Origin of the sequence: Streptomyces sp. NPDC058240, from assembly GCF_042882135.1 — a bacterium.
Classification (GTDB): domain Bacteria; phylum Actinomycetota; class Actinomycetes; order Streptomycetales; family Streptomycetaceae; genus Streptomyces.
The window spans coordinates 16,477-34,979 of sequence record NZ_JBHVWT010000045.1 but is presented as its reverse complement, the minus strand read 5'-3'; the positions used below and the strand labels follow the sequence as shown (position 1 = coordinate 34,979).

Annotated in this window: 15 protein-coding genes; 6 read left to right on the top strand and 9 right to left on the bottom strand. The window is 71.4% G+C overall.

The genetic code is table 11. The features are described 5' to 3' along the window. Position 1: 1 nt before the first annotated feature. The 3 genes from recA to ACFVX4_RS35220 all read right to left on the bottom strand — a co-directional run bounded on the left by recA (position 2) and on the right by ACFVX4_RS35220 (position 3,167). Positions 2–1,129: a recombinase RecA gene (gene recA / locus ACFVX4_RS35230; RefSeq protein WP_266427597.1), complete on the bottom strand. Its 1,128-nt coding sequence runs from the start codon at positions 1,127–1,129 to the stop codon at positions 2–4. A 407-nt stretch (positions 1,130–1,536) separates the two neighbouring features. After that, positions 1,537–2,709, bottom strand: coding sequence for an AI-2E family transporter (locus tag ACFVX4_RS35225; RefSeq protein ID WP_389985596.1), 1,173 nt, complete (start codon positions 2,707–2,709; stop codon positions 1,537–1,539). 263 nt (positions 2,710–2,972) lie between these two features. Further along, positions 2,973–3,167, bottom strand: a complete 195-nt coding sequence (locus ACFVX4_RS35220; protein ID WP_114247022.1) for a DUF3046 domain-containing protein — start codon at positions 3,165–3,167, stop codon at positions 2,973–2,975. Positions 3,168–3,246: 79 nt separating this feature from the next. Here ACFVX4_RS35220 and ACFVX4_RS35215 point away from each other — a divergent pair, with 79 nt between their 5' ends. Beyond that, positions 3,247–4,161, top strand: coding sequence for a hypothetical protein (locus ACFVX4_RS35215; RefSeq protein ID WP_389985575.1), 915 nt, complete (start codon positions 3,247–3,249; stop codon positions 4,159–4,161). Between the two features lie 29 nt (positions 4,162–4,190). Here the strand turns inward: ACFVX4_RS35215 and ACFVX4_RS35210 are convergent, their stop codons facing one another. Beyond that, complete coding sequence (locus tag ACFVX4_RS35210; RefSeq protein ID WP_389985572.1) at positions 4,191–5,468, bottom strand: PucR family transcriptional regulator; 1,278 nt, start codon at positions 5,466–5,468, stop codon at positions 4,191–4,193. A 151-nt stretch (positions 5,469–5,619) separates the two neighbouring features. Between ACFVX4_RS35210 and ACFVX4_RS35205 the strand changes: the two genes are divergently transcribed. After that, a complete protein-coding gene (locus ACFVX4_RS35205) occupies positions 5,620–7,017 on the top strand; it encodes an alkyl sulfatase dimerization domain-containing protein (RefSeq protein ID WP_389985569.1) in 1,398 nt (465 codons plus the stop codon). Then, entirely contained in the window at positions 7,014–8,366 is a 1,353-nt protein-coding gene (locus tag ACFVX4_RS35200) for an MFS transporter (protein ID WP_389985566.1), read from the top strand. The genes ACFVX4_RS35205 and ACFVX4_RS35200 overlap by 4 nt, the downstream gene beginning before the upstream one ends. 205 nt (positions 8,367–8,571) lie before the next feature. On the opposite strand, the gene ACFVX4_RS35195 is transcribed toward ACFVX4_RS35200, so the two are convergent. From ACFVX4_RS35195 to ACFVX4_RS35185, 3 genes are read right to left on the bottom strand one after another with little or no spacing between them, the layout of a single operon-like run. After that, the gene (locus ACFVX4_RS35195) at positions 8,572–8,877 is read right to left on the bottom strand and encodes an AzlD domain-containing protein (protein WP_093539376.1); all 306 of its coding nucleotides are present in this window, start codon (positions 8,875–8,877) and stop codon (positions 8,572–8,574) included. Beyond that, on the bottom strand, positions 8,874–9,656 hold the full coding sequence (locus ACFVX4_RS35190) for an AzlC family ABC transporter permease (protein ID WP_389985563.1): 783 nt from the start codon (positions 9,654–9,656) through the stop codon (positions 8,874–8,876). The genes ACFVX4_RS35195 and ACFVX4_RS35190 overlap by 4 nt, the downstream gene beginning before the upstream one ends. A 10-nt stretch (positions 9,657–9,666) precedes the next feature. Then, a complete protein-coding gene (locus ACFVX4_RS35185; RefSeq protein ID WP_389985560.1) occupies positions 9,667–10,536 on the bottom strand; it encodes an AraC family transcriptional regulator in 870 nt (289 codons plus the stop codon). A gap of 81 nt (positions 10,537–10,617) precedes the next feature. Here ACFVX4_RS35185 and ACFVX4_RS35180 point away from each other — a divergent pair, with 81 nt between their 5' ends. From ACFVX4_RS35180 to ACFVX4_RS35170, 3 genes are all read left to right on the top strand, one after another. Continuing rightward, complete coding sequence (locus ACFVX4_RS35180) at positions 10,618–15,285, top strand: DEAD/DEAH box helicase (protein ID WP_389985557.1); 4,668 nt, start codon at positions 10,618–10,620, stop codon at positions 15,283–15,285. Positions 15,286–15,380: 95 nt separating this feature from the next. Beyond that, positions 15,381–16,187: a DNA-formamidopyrimidine glycosylase family protein gene (locus ACFVX4_RS35175; protein WP_389985554.1), complete on the top strand. Its 807-nt coding sequence runs from the start codon at positions 15,381–15,383 to the stop codon at positions 16,185–16,187. A 36-nt stretch (positions 16,188–16,223) separates the two neighbouring features. Further along, positions 16,224–16,988 carry an SDR family NAD(P)-dependent oxidoreductase gene (locus tag ACFVX4_RS35170; protein WP_389985551.1) on the top strand — a complete coding sequence of 255 codons (765 nt, stop codon included), beginning with the start codon at positions 16,224–16,226 and terminating at the stop codon, positions 16,986–16,988. Positions 16,989–17,618: 630 nt separating this feature from the next. Here the strand turns inward: ACFVX4_RS35170 and ACFVX4_RS35165 are convergent. Both ACFVX4_RS35165 and ACFVX4_RS35160 read right to left on the bottom strand, forming a co-directional pair. Continuing rightward, positions 17,619–17,813 carry a CsbD family protein gene (locus ACFVX4_RS35165; RefSeq protein WP_389985548.1) on the bottom strand — a complete coding sequence of 65 codons (195 nt, stop codon included), beginning with the start codon at positions 17,811–17,813 and terminating at the stop codon, positions 17,619–17,621. A gap of 262 nt (positions 17,814–18,075) precedes the next feature. Beyond that, a complete protein-coding gene (locus tag ACFVX4_RS35160; protein WP_018105285.1) occupies positions 18,076–18,459 on the bottom strand; it encodes a helix-turn-helix domain-containing protein in 384 nt (127 codons plus the stop codon). Positions 18,460–18,503 lie beyond the last annotated feature (44 nt).

Here is an 18,503-nt window from a genome sequence, read left to right as displayed (position 1 = left end):
CCTAGCTCTTGGCCGCCGCGGTCTTGGCCGGCTTGGTCTTGCCAGCCGGAGCGGGCACCGACTTCGCGCTGTCGGCCGGGGCCGTGGCACCGCCCGCCGCGTCCGCACCGGACTCGGCGGCGCTGTCGTCGGGCCTGACGCCGATACCCAGCTTCTCGAGGATCTTCTTCTCGATCTCGTTGGCGAGATCGGGGTTGTCCTTGAGGAAATTACGGGCGTTCTCCTTGCCCTGGCCGAGTTGGTCGCCCTCGTAGGTGTACCAGGCACCCGCCTTGCGGACGAAGCCGTGCTCCACGCCCATGTCGATCAGACCGCCCTCGCGGCTGATGCCCTGGCCGTAGAGGATGTCGAACTCGGCCTGCTTGAAGGGCGGCGCCACCTTGTTCTTGACGACCTTGACGCGGGTGCGGTTGCCGACGGCGTCGGTGCCGTCCTTCAGCGTCTCGATCCGGCGGATGTCGAGGCGCACCGAGGCGTAGAACTTGAGCGCCCGGCCACCGGTCGTGGTCTCCGGCGAGCCGAACATCACGCCGATCTTCTCGCGGAGCTGGTTGATGAAGATCGCGGTGGTCTTGGACTGGTTGAGCGCGCTGGTGATCTTCCGGAGCGCCTGGCTCATCAGACGCGCCTGCAGACCCACGTGCGAGTCGCCCATCTCGCCCTCGATCTCCGCACGCGGCACGAGCGCCGCGACGGAGTCGATGACGATCAGATCGAGGGCGCCGGAGCGGACCAGCATGTCCACGATCTCAAGGGCCTGCTCGCCGTTGTCCGGCTGGGACAGGATGAGGCTGTCGATGTCGACGCCGAGCTTCTTCGCGTACTCGGGGTCGAGGGCGTGCTCCGCGTCGATGAAGGCGACCGAGCCGCCGAGCTTCTGCGCGTTCGCCACCGCGTGCAGTGTCAGCGTCGTCTTACCGGAAGACTCCGGTCCGTACACCTCCACCACACGGCCGCGCGGCAGGCCGCCGACGCCGAGGGCCACGTCGAGGGCGGTCGACCCGGTGGGGATCACTTCGATGGGCTCGTTCGGCCGCTCACCGAGGCGCATCACCGCGCCCTTGCCGAATTGCCGTTCAATCTGTGCGAGTGCGGCGTCCAGCGCCTTCTCGCGGTCGGTTCCTGCCATGGGTTCCACCCGATTTGCTTGAGTCGATCGCTTCACGTCAAAGACGCTAACCCCTGCCACTGACAATGGGCCTCGACGTCCTCCCGGCCTGTGGACAACTCCACGGTCGGGCCCGGGAAAACCCGGCCGGAATCCCATGAGAATGGATGTTCGATTTTGATGTCAAGCACACCACGCCGGACCGATCTGCACCCAGAGTAGCCCCCGAGTACCTCGCTTTCGGGCAGTCAAGAACAAGCGATCGACACCATGACGAATTCCTTCCTTACGGGTACAAAACCGGCAGGAAATGTGGTCTTGGCCGCCTGGATGACACGGGCGCGGGCCGCCCCATCGACGTAACGAACCACCGCTGAGGAGCGGAGCCCGAGAGACCCGAGAGCCGGAAAGCCCTGCCGGCGAGAAGGTCAGGCGCGCTCCGGGGCCTCCCGCACCCCGGCACCGCCCTCTCCGCCCTCGCCCCCGTCGCTCCCGGAGGCCCGCCAGGAGCGGCGCAGCCGTGTGAGCACCGGCTCGCCGCGCCGTGGGCTCCGGCCGTGCATCCGCGGGTCGTCCGTCACGTCGTACCGCTTCACGTACGCGCCGAGGAACGCCTGGAGTGTGGCGATGGCCGGGATCGCGATCAGCGCGCCCACGGCGCCCATCAGGGCCGTGCCCGCGATGACCGATCCGAAGGCGACCGCCGGGTGGATGTCGACGGTCCTGGAGGTGAGCTTGGGCTGCAGGGCGTAGTTCTCGAACTGCTGGTAGACCACGACGAAGCCGAGCACCCACACCGCGTACCAGGGGTTGACGGTGAACGCGATCAGCATCGGCAGAGCGCCTGCCAGATACGTACCGATCGTGGGGATGAACTGGGAGACCAGCCCGACCCAGACGGCGAGCGCGGGCGCGTACGGAACCCCGAGGATCACCAGCAGGATGTAGTGCGCGATTCCGGAGATGAGGGCCATCAGGCCGCGCGAGTAGAGGTATCCGCCGGTCTTGTCGACCGCGATCTCCCAGGCCCGCAGGACCTCTGCCTGCTTGGCGGGCGGCAGCACGGAGCACAGGGCGCGCCGCAGCCTGGGGCCGTCGGCCGCGAAGTAGAACGAGAACAGGAAGATCGTCAGCAGACGGAACAGCCCACCGAGCACGGTGGTGGAGATGTCGAGCACTCCGGTCGCGCTGTTCTGGACGTACTTCTGCAGCCAGTCGGAGTGGAGCAGGCTGTCCTGGACCTCGACCCTGGAAAGGTCGGTGTGGAAGGTCTGGTTGACCCAGTTGATCACCGAGTCCAGATACTTCGGGAACTCCTCGACCATGTCGACGATCTGGCCCGCGAGCATCGAGCCGAGCAGCAGGACGAAGCCCACCCCGGCGATCAGCACCATGAGGAAGACCAGGAAGGTGGCGAGGCCGCGGCGCATACCGCGCGCCGACATCCGGCTCACCGCCGGCTCGATGGCAAGCGCCAGGAAGAACGCGATCAGAACGTTGATCAGCAACCCGATGAGCTGGTCGAACGCCCAGCTGCCGAGCCGGAAACAGGCGTAGAGCGCCAGGGCCAGCACCATGGCGCGTGGCAGCCACGCGGGCATGCGTACCGGCCCGTTGCCGGCGGGCGCGGCGGGTGGCGCGGCCGGCGGGACGGGCGGTGTGGAAGGCGGCTGGGTCTGTGCTGTCTCGTCTGTCGGTGCCACGGTTCCAGTCTCGCCTACGGCTGTGACGAGCAACCGCCCACCCCGGACAACAGCACGGGTCCGGCGGCCGACGGGCCGGGAGTCGGTGCACCGTCCGGCCGCTGACGGGCCGGAAATCTATGCAGGTGGGCCGTGGGCGAACCGGGGATACGAACCTGGAGTCAGCGCTTGTCCGCGGGGATGCCGACCGCCGTGCAGACGCCGCGCCAGACGTCCTTGGTCTCCCAGCCCGCGGCCAGCGCCTGGTGCACGGTCTGCCCGCCGAGCTCGGCCATCACATGATCGCGCGCGAAGGAGTCGGCGTACCCCGCGCCGAAGTGGTCTGCCATCCGTTCCCAGAAAATCGTCAACCGCATGACCTCAGTATCCCGCTCCTGAGAGTGCAGCCGGGCCGCTACGTCTTGTTGAGAGCGCTTACCGGCCTACGGTCGGTCCATGGCTGGAACCGGAACAAGTCCCCTCAACCGTGCCGAGCAGTTCATCTGGCTCACGGCCCGTGTCCTGGAACAGCGGCGGTTCGCCCATCACTTCCTGGAAGGAAGTGCGGACGCCGTGGAAACCGCACTCGCCGCCTATCTGAACGAGGACGGCGGCTACGGGAACGCGCTCGAACCCGATCTGCGCGGCCCCGTCAGTCAGCCACTGCACACCGCGCACGCGCTCAATGTGCTGGACTCCATCGGGCGCTGCGACGGGCTGCGGGTGGAGCGGATCTGCCGCTTCCTCACCGAGGTGTCGACCAAGGAGGGCGCGCTGCCCGCCCTCCTGCCGACGCAGCGCGGCTATCCCGCCGCGCCGTTCATCCCGATCGTCGACGATCCTCCCGCGGAGCTGTTGGCCACCGGGCCCGTCGTCGGGCTCCTGCACCGCAACGCGGTGTGGCATGCCTGGCTGTTTCGGGCCACCGACTTCTGCTGGGCCGCGGTGGACGCCCTGGACCGGTCGCACCCGTACGAGATCGAGGCGGCGCTCGCCTTTCTGGACGGCGCCCCGGACCGGGCACGGGCGGAGGCGGCGGCCGACCGGCTCGGGCGGCTGGTGCGGGATCAGCGGCTCGCCGTACTGGATCCGGAGCGGCGCGCCGAGTACCCCGTCGCAGCCGGATACGCGCCGGGTGAGCAGCACTTTCCGTACGACTACGCCCGTACACCCGAGTCGTTCGCCCGTCACTGGTTCACCGACGAGGAGCTGTCCCGTTCACTCGACCATCTCGCGGCCGAGCAGCAGGCGGACGGCGGCTGGCCGGTCAACTGGCGGCAGTGGGCACCGGGGACGGCTCTGGAGGGACGGCCCATCGTGACGCTCAAGGCGCTTCTGACACTGCGCGCCCATGGACGCAGCCTCGACTGAGACCCGGTTGTCGGTGCGGCTGCCGACGGTCAGCCGGCTGCGGAAGCTCCGTCGGGTCCGGCAGCGGTGTCGCGCAGCAGCAGGGCCGCGATGGCCAGCGCGGCGCCGCGTGGCGATGACGGATCGAGGCCGGTCAGCTCGGTGAGCCTGGCCAGGCGGTTGTCGACGGTGTTGGGATGCAGCCCCAGCAGAGCCGCCGTGAGGCGTCGGTCCTGGTGCTGCGCCAGGTGGGTGCGGAGGGTCCGCAGCAGTTCGGGGCGGCCCGCGACGGGGTCCAGCAGAGCGGCGATGCGGTGGCTGCTGGGGCCGGGGCGGGACAGATGGAATTCGAGGAGCACGTCGTCCAGAACGTGCAGTCCGGGCGGCAGCCCGCAGGTGCGGGCGACCCGGAGGATCTCCACGGCCGTCCGGGACGCCTCGGGGACCGCCTCCGGCGTCGCCGCCGCGGCGGCGGCGATCCGGACTTCGGCCCCGCAGGCCCGCGTCAGCCGCTCGGCCAGGTCACCCGGTGGCTCACCTCCGCGTGGTACGACGACCCGCCCGGCCCCCGCGTCGAAGAGGAAGAGCAGCTCCGCGCCGAATGCCTGGTCGAGCACGGTCTGGACGCGCCGCATCCGGCGCCGTACGGTCACCGCGTTCCCCGGTTCCGGACCGCCCGGTTCCGGACCATGCGGACCAGCACCCCCCGAGGCCTCACTCCCCGGAGCCTCACCGGCGTCGGCCGAGGGTTCCAGGGCGACGGCGAGCACGAGCGCGGGCCCGTCGAGGCCGAGCTGCTCCAGCAGGGCGCGGCCGGGTTCCAGCGTTCCGTCGAGAAAACCGCGTACCAGGGAGCGACGCCGCTCGCGCTGTTCCGCCTCCAGCGCGGACCGCTCGTCCATATAGGTCTCGGCCACCGCACCGATCAGGGAGTGGTGCGACCGGAGCAGCAGATCGACCAGTTCGATCAGCGCGTCCTCCTCGCCGGGCTCCGCCGTCTCCCGCAGCAACTGCCACAGGACGTAGACGCCGAGCGCGTGGCTGCGCAGCAGCAGATGCAGCGGCATGCCCTCCTCCGCGCGCTGTGCCGCCCGCTCACGGAAGAGGCGGAGCCCGCCCGGACCGGGGTGCGGTTCGGTGACGCGGCGGAGAAAGAGGCGTACGCCGTGCCGGACGGTCGCGGCGATCTCCAGGTCCTTCACATCGTCCGGGAGCCCCGCATACCCGGGCAGCTGCTCGAAGGACTCACGGGCCATGTGCCGCGCCAGCTCATTGACCCTGGGCTCGCAACGCAGAGCGAGGACCCTGGCCCTGTCGGACAGTGTCACGTCCGTGCTCCTTCTCCGTGAAGGGTTTCTGTGACGCGTCACAGTACGCAGCCCGTCGAGGTGTGACGAGGACGGGTGTCGCAGGTCACCTACGGGGCCGACACTCGGGTTCCGGGCCATCCGCCCGCACTGCACCGAAGGAGCCACAGGTATGACCGAGCACAAGCCGACGGACTATCTCAGCTATATCGACCGGGTCTGGCACGGCGAGGACACACTGCTGGCGCACCTGTCCGGGGCGTACTCCGGCGCGGAGCTGGTGACCGTGCGCGAGCGGGTCGGCTTCCTGCCCGCCTTCGCCAATGTGGCGGTGTTCGACACCGGCGACGGACTGGTGCTGGTGGACTCCGGCGACATACGGACTGCGGCTCCGCTGCACGAGGCGGTCCGCGCCTTCAGTGAACAGCCGGTCGGTACCGTCGTCTATACGCACGGCCATGTCGACCATGTCTTCGGTGTCGCGCCCTTCGACGAGCAGGCCGACAGCGAGGGTCGCCCCCGTCCCGAGGTGATCGCGCACGAGGCGGTCACGGCCCGCTTCGACCGCTACGTCAGCACTGCGGGCTACAACACCTGGATCAACCGCAGGCAGTTCGGCGTACCGTCGCTGAACTGGCCGTCCACCTACCGCTACCCCGACACCACCTACCGCGACCGGATGACCGTCGCGCGCGGCGATCTGACCTTCGAGCTGGTGCACGCCAAGGGCGAGACCGACGACAGCACCTATGTGTGGGTCCCCGAGCTCAAGACGCTGTGCACCGGTGACCTCTTCATCTGGAACACCCCCAACGCGGGCAATCCTCAGAAGGTGCAGCGGTATCCGGAGGACTGGGCGCGTGCGCTGCGTGCCATGCAGGAGCTCGGCGCCGAACTGCTGCTGCCCGGCCACGGTGTGCCGATCGTCGGCAGGGAGCGGGTGCACCAGGCGCTCGACGACACGGCCCGGCTCCTGGAGTCGCTCTGCGAGCAGACCCGGGACCTGATGAACGCCGGGCACCGGCTCGATGCCGTGCTGCACGGTGTACGGGTGCCCCAGGAACTGCTCCGGAAGCCCTATCTGCATCCCGCCTACGACGAGCCGGAGTTCGTCGTACGCAATCTGTGGCGGCTGTGGGGCGGCTGGTACGACCAGAATCCGGCGCACCTCAAGCCGGCCCCGGACGCCGCGGTCGCCACCGAGTTCGCGAACGCCGCGGGCGGCGCGTCCGTGCTGGCGCAGCGGGCGCTGAAGCTGCTGGAGGAGGGTGAGCCGAGGCTCGCCTCGCATCTGGCGGAGACCGCCGCGCTGGCGGCGCCGGCCGATGTGGAGGTGGCAGGGGTACGCGCACGGGTCTACGGGCAGCGGGCGGCGTCCGAGACGTCGACCATGGCGCGGGGGGTGTTCAACTGGGCGGCGGCGGAGTCGGCCGCGGTGGCGGAGGGAACCGATCTGGAGACCGAGCTGACCCGCTCCGCCGACGGCCGGAAGCGGGCCGCCGGAATGATCAGCGTGGGTGTCGCGGACGAGGACGGGTGCGGCTGCGGAGCATCCGGGGAGGACGGGTGACCACGCCCGCCGGGGCCGTCGGCCGGCTCCGGGCGGGCGGCGCAACCGCGGTGGAGGAGCGGACGCACAAGGGCGCCTGGGGCACCACCTGGCTGCTGCTCGCCTTCATGCTGGTCAATTTCGCCGACAAGACCGTCATGGGCCTGGCCGCCGACCCGATCCGCGACGATCTGGGGCTGACCCGGGGTGAGTTCGGCACCGCGCAGTCCTCGTTCTTCGCCCTGTTCAGTCTGGCCGCACTGGGGGTGTCGTTCCTGACCCGCCGGGTCCGCACCACCGTGCTGCTGCTCGGCATGGCGCTGCTGTGGTCGGTGGCGCAGTTGCCGATGCTGCTCGGCGCCGCCGGTTTCGGCACGCTGGTGGCGACCCGGGTGCTGCTCGGTGCGGCCGAAGGACCGGCCGCACCGGTGGCGGTGCACCATCTTCACGGCTGGTTCGGGCAGAAGGAACGGACCCTGCCGACCGCCGTACTGATGGTCGGCGCGGCTGGCGGGGTGGCGCTGTCCGCCCCGCTGCTGACGCTGGTGATCGATGCGTGGGGATGGCGCTGGGCCTTCGGCGTCGTCGGGCTGGCCGGACTGGTGTGGGCGGTGTGCTGGTACGCACGGGGCGAGGAGGGGCCGCTCGCACCACCACCGGGGACGGCCGACTCCGCCGGCTCCGAGGGGACCGGCCGGGCCGTTCCGTATCGCGGACTGCTGCTCTCCGGCACCTGGCTGACGGCGGCCTTCGGCGCGTTCGCCGCCTACTGGATGCTCTCGGCGGGACTGACCTGGGCGCCCGACTATCTGCACGAGGTCTCGGGACTGACTGCGAAGCAGTCGGGAGCAGTGGTGACGGCCACCGCCGTCGGCAACGCCGCGGTGCTGCTGACGCACGGGCTGCTGGCACGGCGGGCTTCCCGGAGGGGGACCGCGCCCCGGCTTCCGGCGGGACTCGGCGGTGGTCTCCTGATGTGCGTGGCCTCCCTGTCGATCGCGGTGTTCGCCGAGGTGGACTCCGTGGGTGTGAAGATCGCGCTGATGGTCGGTCCGATGGCGCTGACGAATGTGATCCTCACCGTCTCGCAGACGGCCGTCGCCAGGATCACGCCCGCTGGGCAGCGCGGGGTGGTGCTGGGTGCCCTGGCCTTCGTCTACGCACTCGCCGGAATCCTCTCTCCGCTGGTCACGGGGCGGATGGTGGATGCGGCCGCATCCGTGCCCACGGGCTACCACTCGGCGTATGTGCTGATGGCCGGGCTCGTGGCGGTGGCCGGAGTGCTCGCCGTGTGCTTCCTGCGGCCGGAGAGGGACGCGGCACGGCTGAGCGTGACGGAGACCCCGCCGGCAGGTCCGGCGGCGCACTGAGACCGGCCGTCCAAGGGCGCCTGTGTAAGGGGCTCGGGCCAATGGACCGGGCCCCTTACCGAACGCATGCCCCTATCAGATGCCTACCCCGTACAGGAGGCCTGTACGGAAGGTTTGTACGGGAGGTTTGCACGGGAGGCCTACATGGCAGTTCTGCACGGAAGGTCCGTACGGGCGACCCGCACGGCAGGCCCCCACGTGGGGTCTAACCGAGGGCACGTACTCCCGCTGTGACGACCACAGCGGAGCCCACGACCACGAGGAAGGGCGCACGCAGGACCAGCGCGAGCGCCGCCGCGGCGAGCCCGGCACCCCTGGCGTCCAGCGCCAGGTGCTGCCCGTCGCCGAACGTCTGCTGCGCGGTGAGGGCTGCCAGCAGTGCCACGGGCAGGAGCGCGGCGAGACGCTGGGCGAGCGGGCGTTCCAGCACACCGGCGGGCACCAGCAGTCCGAGCAGTTTGGCGAGGTAGCAGCCGACGGCGGTCAGCGCGATGGCGATCCAGACGTTCATCGGTTCTCCTCCGTGACGGCCGTTTCCCGGCTCGTGCCCTTCCGGCGTCCGCTCAGAAAGAGGACGGCGGGGGCGGCGAGCGCCGACAGCAGGACGGGGACGCCCGCGGGCAGCACGGGCAGCAGGCCGAGCGCGAGCAGGACCGCGAGCGCGGCGGTGACGCGTTCTGCGGTGCTCTTCAGCATCGGCGCAAGCAGGGCGAGGAAGACCGCGGGTGAGGCCGCGTCCAGCCCCCAGGTGTCGGTGTCGCCGAGCGCCTCGGCGCCGAGGGCTCCCAGCAGCGTGGTCAGGTTCCACAGCACGTACAGGGTCAGTCCGGTGACGGTGAAGCCGATCCGTGCCGCCCGCCGGGTCGGCTGCGGCAGTGTCACGGCGGTCGTCTCGTCGATGACCCACTGGGCTGCGAAAGGGCGGAGCGCCCGCGGGAGCGCCAGCAGCTGCGACAGCCGCAGACCGTAGAACGAGTTGCGCACGCCGAGGAAGAAGGCTCCGGCAGCCGCGGTGTAGGGGTTGCCACCCGCGGCGAGGGCGCCGACGAGGGCGAACTGCGAGGCGCCGGTGAAGACGGCGAGGCTGAGCGCGCAGGTCTGCAGCAGGCTCAGTCCGGAACCGGCCGAGGTCACGCCGAAGGCGAAGCCGGAGAGTCCGACGGCTATGCCGACACCGAGCGCATCGCGTACGACGGCCGCGTCCGGCTTCGCCCCGGGGCCGGCCGCGCTGCCGTGGGGTGCGCTGGCCGATGCGCCGACGCCCTCTGGGAGTGTTGTCTGTTCTGCCACGACCGGAACGCTACGTGGGCAGATCGGGACCGGTCTTGTACGTTCTTGCACGTTCGCGCTGGTACGCGCCGGGTGGTACTCCCACGATCCGGGTGAAGTGACGGTTGAGATGCGGCTGATCGGTGAAGCCGACCTCGGCGGCCGCCTGCGCGGGCGCCGTCCCCGCGTCGAGCATCCGGCGCGCCGCCCGCACCCGGGCATCGGTGAGCCAGGCGTGCGGCGGCATGCCGTACTGCTTCTTGAAGGCCCGCAGCAGCGCGAACGGACTGGTGCCCAGCTCCGCCGCCAGCGCCTCCAGGGTGGGCGGCGCAGCCATCCTGCCCTCCAGCACCGCACGTGCCCGCGCCGCGTCGCGCGCGCCCGCCGAGCGGGGCGCGCGGGCGGGCAGCACGCTGCCGTGCCGACTGAGCAGCCGTGTGACCATGACCCGCAGCACCGTGTCGGCGGCGAGCGCGTTTCCCTCCTCGGCCGCCCGGTGGACCTCGCCGATCAGCCGGGCCGCGTACGGGTCCACGACGCTGGCCTCGCTGAATCCGACCGTGCCGCGCAGGCTCGTCGTGTCGGCCGCGATGTCGTTGACCACCTGCGAGGACGGGTACAGCGTGGCGTACACCCAGCCCTCGGGCACACCCGCGCGGGCGGTGTGCGGAACCTCCGGGTTGATCATGACCACGGTGCCGGGGCCGGCGTGGACGGTGCCGCCCGGCAGCCCGACGTCCTCCACCCCGCGGCTGATGGTGCCGAAGACATAGCCCTCGTGGCTGTGGCGCGGGAAGGTGTGGCGCACGTACCGGGCGCGCAGCAGATCGAGGTCGGGCAGTTCCGCGTACTGCCAGTACCTCGCCCACTCCCCCGATCCCGACTCCGGTATCACCGCCATGAACGAATTCTCGCAGCTCCGGGGCGGGGCCGCCGAGGGTGGTCGGGGCCGTTGTCAGTGGCGGGGTGCACGATGGGGGACATGGTCGGCTCTGCGCTCGATTCGTTCTCACCCGCGACCCGCGGCTGGTTCGCGGGTGCCTTCAGCGCGCCCACCGCGGCGCAGGAGGGCGCCTGGCGCGCGATCGGCGAGGGTTCGGACGTGCTGGTCGTCGCACCGACCGGTTCCGGCAAGACCCTCGCCGCGTTCCTCGCCGCGCTGGACACCCTGGCATCCGTCCCGCCGCCTGCCGAGGCGAAGAAGCGCTGCCGCGTGCTGTACGTGTCACCCCTCAAGGCACTCGCGGTCGATGTCGAGCGCAACCTCCGCTCCCCGCTGACCGGCATCCGCCAGGAGTCGGTGCGCCTGGGGCTGCCCGAGCCCGAGGTCCGGGTGGGAATCCGTTCCGGCGACACCCCGCCCGCCGAGCGCCGCTCGATGGCGACCCGGCCGCCGGACATCCTGATCACCACGCCCGAATCACTGTTCCTGATGCTGACCTCCTCCGCCCGGGAGGCGCTGTCCGGTATCGAGACGGTGATTCTCGACGAGGTCCACGCCGTCGCGGGCACGAAGCGGGGCGCCCATCTCGCCGTGTCGCTGGAGCGTCTCGACGAGCTGCTGCCGCGTCCCGCACGGCGGATCGGCCTGTCGGCGACGGTCCGTCCGGTCGACGAGGTGGCGCGCTTCCTCTCGCCCCGGCGCAAGGTGGAGATCGTCCAGCCGCCGTCCACCAAGCGGTTCGACCTGTCGGTGGTCGTGCCGGTCGAGGATCTGGGTGAGCTCGGCGGCTCCCCCGCCACCGACACCGACCAGGCCGGCCAGGCGGACAAGCCGTCGATCTGGCCCCACGTCGAGGAGCGGATCGTCGACCTCGTCCAGCAGCATCGCTCCACCATCGTCTTCGCCAATTCCCGCCGCCTCGCCGAGCGGCTGTGCAACCGCCTCAACGAGATCGCGTACGAGCGGCTCACCGGCGAGACGCTCGCCGAGTCCCACTCCCCCGCCGAGATCATGGCCGAGTCCGGTACGGCGAAGGACGCCCCCGCGCTGCTCGCCCGCGCCCACCACGGTTCGGTCTCCAAGGAACAGCGCGCCCAGGTGGAGGAGGACCTCAAGGCAGGCCGGCTGCCGGCCGTCGTCGCCACCTCCAGTCTGGAGCTGGGCATCGACATGGGAGCGGTCGACCTCGTGATCCAGGTGGAGTCGCCGCCCTCGGTCGCCTCCGGCCTGCAACGGGTCGGCCGGGCCGGACACCAGGTCGGCGCGGTCTCCACCGGAGTGGTCTTCCCCAAGTACCGGGGCGATCTGGTGCAGGCTGCCGTGGTCACCGAGCGGATGCGCGAGGGTTCCATCGAGGCGCTCCGGGTCCCGTCCAACCCGTTGGACGTGCTGGCCCAGCAGTTGGTCGCCATGGTCGCTCTGGACAGCTGGCAGGTGGACGACCTGCTGGCGGTGTTCCGCCGCGCCGCGCCCTTCGCCTCCCTGCCCGAGTCCGCGTTCACCGCCGTGCTGGACATGCTCGCCGGCCGCTACCCCTCCGACGCCTTCGCCGAGCTGCGCCCGCGTGTGGTCTGGGACCGGGTGGCCGGTACGGTCACCGGCCGCCCGGGGGCACAGCGGCTCGCCGTCACCTCCGGGGGAACGATCCCCGACCGGGGGCTCTTCGGGGTCTTCCTCGCGGGAGCCGACCCCAAGAAGGGCGGGGGCCGGGTCGGTGAGCTCGACGAGGAGATGGTGTACGAGTCCCGGGTCGGCGATGTCTTCACCCTCGGCACCACGTCCTGGCGGATCGAGGACATCACCCGCGACCGGGTCCTGGTTTCGCCCGCCCCCGGCGTTCCCGGCCGGCTGCCGTTCTGGAAGGGCGACCAGCTGGGCCGCCCGCTGGAGCTGGGGCGCGCGCTCGGGGCGTTTCTCCGCGAGATCGGCGGACTGCCGCCGGAGGACGCCCGGGAGCGTCTGCTCGCCGCCGGTCTCGACACCTGGGCCGCCGACAACACCCTGTCGTACATCGACGAACAGCGCCGCGCCTGCGGCCATGTGCCGGACGACCGGACCATCCTCGTCGAACGTTTCCGTGACGAGCTGGGTGACTGGCGGGTCGTGGTCCATTCCCCGTTCGGCGCGCAGGTGCACGCGCCGTGGGCGCTGGCGCTGAGCGCCCGCCTCTCCGAGCGGTACGGCATGGACGCCCAGGTGATGCATGCCGACGACGGCATCGTGCTGCGGCTGCCCGACGCCGACCTGATGGGTCTGGACCTCCTGGACTTCGATCCCGCGCTGGACCTCGCCCAGACCCCGGCCCAGGACCCGGCACCGCTGCCGGGCCCCTCGTACGACAGCGAACAACCACCCGTCGGCGCGGCGGACGTGACGTTCGACCAGGGCGAGATCGGCCAGATCGTCACCGACCAGGTCGGCGGTTCGGCGCTGTTCGCCTCCCGGTTCCGCGAGTGCGCGGCCCGCGCCCTGCTGCTCCCGCGTCGCAGCCCCGGCAAGCGCACCCCGCTGTGGCAGCAGCGCCAGCGTGCCGCGCAGCTTCTCCAGGTCGCGTCGGAGTTCGGCTCCTTCCCGATCGTCCTGGAAGCGGTCCGCGAATGCCTCCAGGACGTCTTCGACGTCCCCGGGCTCACGGAGCTCATGGGCGATCTCGAAGCACGCCGTGTCCGGCTGGTCGAGGTGACCACCGCCGAGCCCTCGCCCTTCGCACGCTCGCTCCTGTTCGGCTACGTCGCCCAGTTCCTGTACGAGGGCGACTCGCCCCTGGCCGAACGGCGGGCCGCCGCCCTCTCCCTCGACTCCCATCTGCTGGCGGAGCTCCTCGGCCAGGCGGAGTTGCGCGAGCTGCTCGACGCCGATGTCCTGACCGAGCTGGAGCAGGAGCTCCAGTGGCTGACCGAGGACCGCCGGATCAAGGACATCGAAGGCGTCGCCGACCTCCTGCGGGTCCTCGGCCCGCTCACCGACGAGGAGTTGACGGAGCGCGGCGCCCGCCCGTCATGGGCGCCGGAGCTGTCCGCGGCCCGCCGGGCCATCCGGGTCCGGATCGGCGGCGCGGACCACTGGGCCGCGATCGAGGACGCGGGCCGCCTGCGGGACGCCTTGGGCACCGCCCTCCCGGTCGGCGTCCCCGAGGCGTTCACCGAGCCGGTGAAGGACCCCCTGGGCGATCTCCTCGGCCGATACGCCCGTACGCACGGCCCGTTCACCTCCACCGAGGCCGCCACCCGCTTCGGCCTCGGCACCGCTGTCACGGACGGGGCGCTGCAACGGCTCTCCGCGTCCGGCCGGACCGTCCAGGGCGAGTTCCATCCCGCCGGTATCGGCCAGGAGTGGTGCGACGCCACTGTGTTGCGCCGACTGCGCCGCCGTTCGCTCGCCGCGCTCCGCCACGAGCTGGAGCCGGTCCCGCCTGCCGCACTCGCCGGCTTCCTTCCCCAGTGGCAGCACCTGGGCAGCAACAGCCTGCGCGGAATCGACGGACTGGCCCGCGCCATCGAGCAGTTGCAGGGCGCGCCCGTCCCGGCGTCGGCGCTGGAGAAGCTGATCCTGCCGGGCCGGGTCACGGGCTACACCCCCGCGCTGCTCGACGAGCTCACCACCACCGGCGAGGTCGTCTGGGCCGGCGCCGGCGCCCTCCCGGGCAAGGACGGCTGGTTGTCCCTCTACCTCGCCGACAGCGCACCCCTGCTCCTCCCGCCCCCGCACCCGCTGGAACTCAGCGCGTTGCACGAATCCGTCCTGACCACCCTGAGCGGCGGGTACGGGCTGTTCTTCCGGCAGATCGCCGATCAGGTCCGCGCCACCACACATCCGGACTGCACCGATCCGCAACTGGCCGATGCCGTCTGGGAGCTGGCCTGGTCGGGCCGGCTCACCAATGACACGCTCGCCCCGCTGCGCTCGCTCCTCGGCTCCGGTCGTACGGCGGGGTCGACCGCCCACCGCGCCAGACGCAGTGTCCCGCGCGGGCGTTACGGCTCGCTCACCGCCGCCGCCCGGCCCGCGTCCCGCACCGGCCCGCCCACCGTCTCGGGCCGCTGGTCCCTGCTGCCCGCCACCGAACCCGACCCCACACACCGTGCCCATGCCCTGGCCCGCACACTCCTCGACCGCCACGGAGTGGTGACCCGCGGCGCGGTCCAGGCCGAGGGCGTCGAAGGCGGCTTCTCCGCGACGTACCGCATCCTGTCCGCCTTCGAGGACAACGGGCAGGCGCGGCGCGGCTACGTGGTCGAAGGGCTGGGGGCGGCACAGTTCGCGATGGACGGCGCGGTGGACCGGCTGCGTGCCACGTCCACCGCCCGCGACCGTACGGAGCCGGGCGCCGCGCCCCGTGCCCTGGTCCTCGCCGCGGCGGACCCGGCCAATGCGTACGGCGCGGCCCTGCCCTGGCCCGAGCCGCCGGACGGGGCCGGGCACAAGCCCGGCCGCAAGGCGGGCGCCCTGGTGGTGCTGGTAGACGGCGAGCTGGCGATGTACATGGAGCGCGGCGGCAAGACGCTGCTGGCCTGGCCCACCGACCCGGACGACCCCGCTCTCCTCGCGGCGGCTGGAGCGCTGGCGGCGGCCGCCCGCGCGGGGGCGCTCGGCACGGTCACGGTGGAGCGCACCAACGGCGCACCGTCCCTGACCTCCCCGCTCGGCCGCACGCTGGAGGCGGCCGGCTTCCTCGCCACCCCGAGGGGGCTCCGCCTGCGCGCCTGAACCACCGGCGCACCCCACTCCTCGTAGACCGCACCGCGCATCCCCACACCACGCACACCAGCCCACACCCCCTCCCCGCCCCGCATCATGGAGGCATGCCCGAAGGAGATACCGTCCTGCAGACGGCCAAACGTCTGCACACCGCACTCGCCGGTCAGGTCCTCACCCGCTCCGACCTGCGCGTGCCCCGGTTCGCCACCGCCGACCTCACCGGCCGGACGGTTCTGGATGTCATCTCGCGCGGCAAGCATCTCCTCACCCGTATCGAGGGCGGCCTCACCCTTCACAGCCACCTCCGGATGGACGGTGCCTGGCGCGTCTACGCCGCGGGCGAGCGTTGGCGCGGTGGCCCCGCCCACCAGATCCGTGCCGTCCTCGCCAACGCGGAGCACACCGCCGTCGGCTACCGACTGCCGGTCCTCGAACTCCTCCGCACCCAGGACGAGGAGAAGGCGGTCGGTCATCTCGGCCCCGATCTGCTGGGCCCGGACTGGGACCCCGACACCGCTCTGCACAATCTGCTCGCCGAGCCCGGCCGCCCCCTCGGCGAAGCCCTGCTGGACCAGCGCAACCTGGCCGGAATCGGCAACATCTACAAGGCCGAGCTCTGCTTCCTGGCCCGCGCCACCCCCTGGCTCCCCGTCGGCGACCTGGCCGCCCCCACCGCCGCCCGCCTGGTCACGACAGCCAAACAGCTGCTCGAAGCCAACCGCGACCGCCCGATGCGCACAACCACGACCACGGGCACGGCCCCGCGTGGATACGGCCCGAAGGAACGGCTCTGGGTCTACGGCAGGGCCAACCGCCCCTGCCTGCGCTGCGGTACACCCATCCGCTCCGCGGATCAGGACACCCGCCCCACCTACTGGTGTCCGCGCTGCCAGTCAGGCCCCACACACTAGTTGACGATCCGTCAGATACGGCCGTACCGTCCGGTCATGTCCCTCACCGCGTACGACCTCACGGGCCGCACCGCGTTCGTCACCGGCGCGGCAGGCGGCATCGGCCGAGCCTGCGCCATCCTGCTCGCGGCCGCGGGCTCCACCGTGCACTGCGCCGACCTGGACGAGAAGGGCCTGCTGGAAACCCGCGAGCTGATCACCGAGGCGGGTGGCGCATCCCACATCCACGTCCTCGATGTCACCGACCGCAGTCGGGTCGAGGCCGCGGTGGCCGCCGCGGGCGACCTCGACATCCTGGCCGCCGTCGCCGGAATCATGCATTCGAGCAGCGTCCTGGAGACCACGGACCAGGATCTCGACCGCGTTCTCGCGGTCAATTTCAAGGGCGTGCTGTACGCCTGTCAGGAAGTGGCCCGCAGCATGATCGCGCGCGGCGCCCCCGGCTCACTGATCACCATGGCCTCGGGAGCGGTCGACTCCGCCGGCCCGGGACTGCTCTGCTACAGCGCGGCCAAAGCGGCGGTCGTCCAGCTGACGAAGACGCTGGCGACCGAACTGGGGCCGCACGCCATCCGCGTCAACGCCGTCGCCCCGGGCTGGATCCGTACACCCATGACCGCCCGCCACGACGCGGACCGGCAGCACCGGGTGGAGGCGACGATGGCGCGGATCTCCCCGCTCGGGCGCGTGGGCGAACCCGAGGACGTGGCCCACACCGTGCTCCATCTCGCTTCCGACGCGTCGGCCTTCATGACCGGCCAGATCCTCCGCCCGAACGGCGGCGTAGCCATGCCCTGGTAGCCCGCCGCCCCCGCTCCACCCACCGAGCTCCGACATCGAACCAGCGGCCCGCCCACCGTTCCCCGACAGCCGACCACCGGGCCGCGCCCGCTCGCACACCCCCTCCGCCTGCCTTCGCACCGCGACCGCCCGCCCCCGCCGACCCGGCGGTCGCCGCCACATGGACGGGCAGCAGGCTCAGCCCCCATCCACCCGCCGCCACCACACCCTCGACAAACCCGGCATGAGCCGGCTCCAGCACGAGCCGCAGCACGGCCCACCACCACACCCCGCCGAGAACGAGCGCCGGCACCCATCGCCGTACCATGGCTGCCTCCTCCGGCCGAACCTAGTGCGGCGCGCTGGCCCGACGGGAGGGCGCATCGGCGCACCACCGGCGCGATGTGCACAGCCGCGGACCATTGCGCGCTCTCGCCCGGAACTCCCGGGCATGACATGCCGGACCGTGACCCCGCTCCGGCCGGAGGCTCTCCGGCGCGGGACCGGAGTGCGCGATCACGACGCGATCCCACCGGCCGACGTTCCGCTCTCCGCAGTCTCGCCCGGCTGGGCTCGGGCCGCATCCAGAACGGACGGTACCGCGGCACCACCGAGCCCCCACCGTTTCGGGTGGGGGCTCGGTGTACGCGGTCAGCGCTCGTCGTCGGGGCGCAGAGAGTCCTTCATGCCCTCCGCGCGCTCCTGGGCGCCGCTCATGGTGCCCTTGGCACGGCCCTTGGCCTGGTCCATCTTGCCCTCGGCCTCCTTGCGCCGGTCGCCGGTCATCTTGCCCATGGCTTCCTTGGCCTTGCCCTTGATCTTGTCCTTGGCGCCTTCGTCAACCACTGTGACTCCTTCGGGTAGGGGAACGACTCTCCCGTTCGGCACCACCCACCATGACACAAACTGCATAGAACGGTCATTCGGGAGAACCGTCCGAGCCGCCGCCCGAGCAGGCCGTCTCAGCCCGCCCCCTGAGACTGCTGCCCGAGCCCGCCGCCGGAACACCCGACCCCCGTCCTCCCCTCCCTCCCCCGGACACGCAGAAGCCCCGACCGCCCCCTCAAGGGGGACGACCGGGGCTCGGTTTCACACCGGACCGCGCGGGTCAGGCGGCGACAACATCCACCGCTTCCGCGGGCGCCTTGATGGTCACCCGTCCCGTCGGCACACCTGCCACCGACGTCACGGAGACGGAATTGAGCATTGGCCGGACCGGCACAGGCACCGGATCACTGGCTGCTGCCGACTCGGCCAGTTCGGCCAGCGACAGCTCATCGCTCACTTCACGCATGAGCTCGGACATCCGTACGTCAAGCGCGTCGCAAATGGCGGAGAGCAGCTCGGAGGATGCCTCCTTCTGCCCCCGCTCCACCTCGGAGAGATAGCCGAGCGAGACTCGGGCGGACGAGGAGACTTCGCGCAGAGTACGGCCTTGGCGCTGGCGCTGCCGACGCAGCACGTCACCAAGCAGGCGACGGAGCAGAATCATCGGTGGCTCCCTCCTCGGACCGCGTAGCCGCATCCTTCACGCCC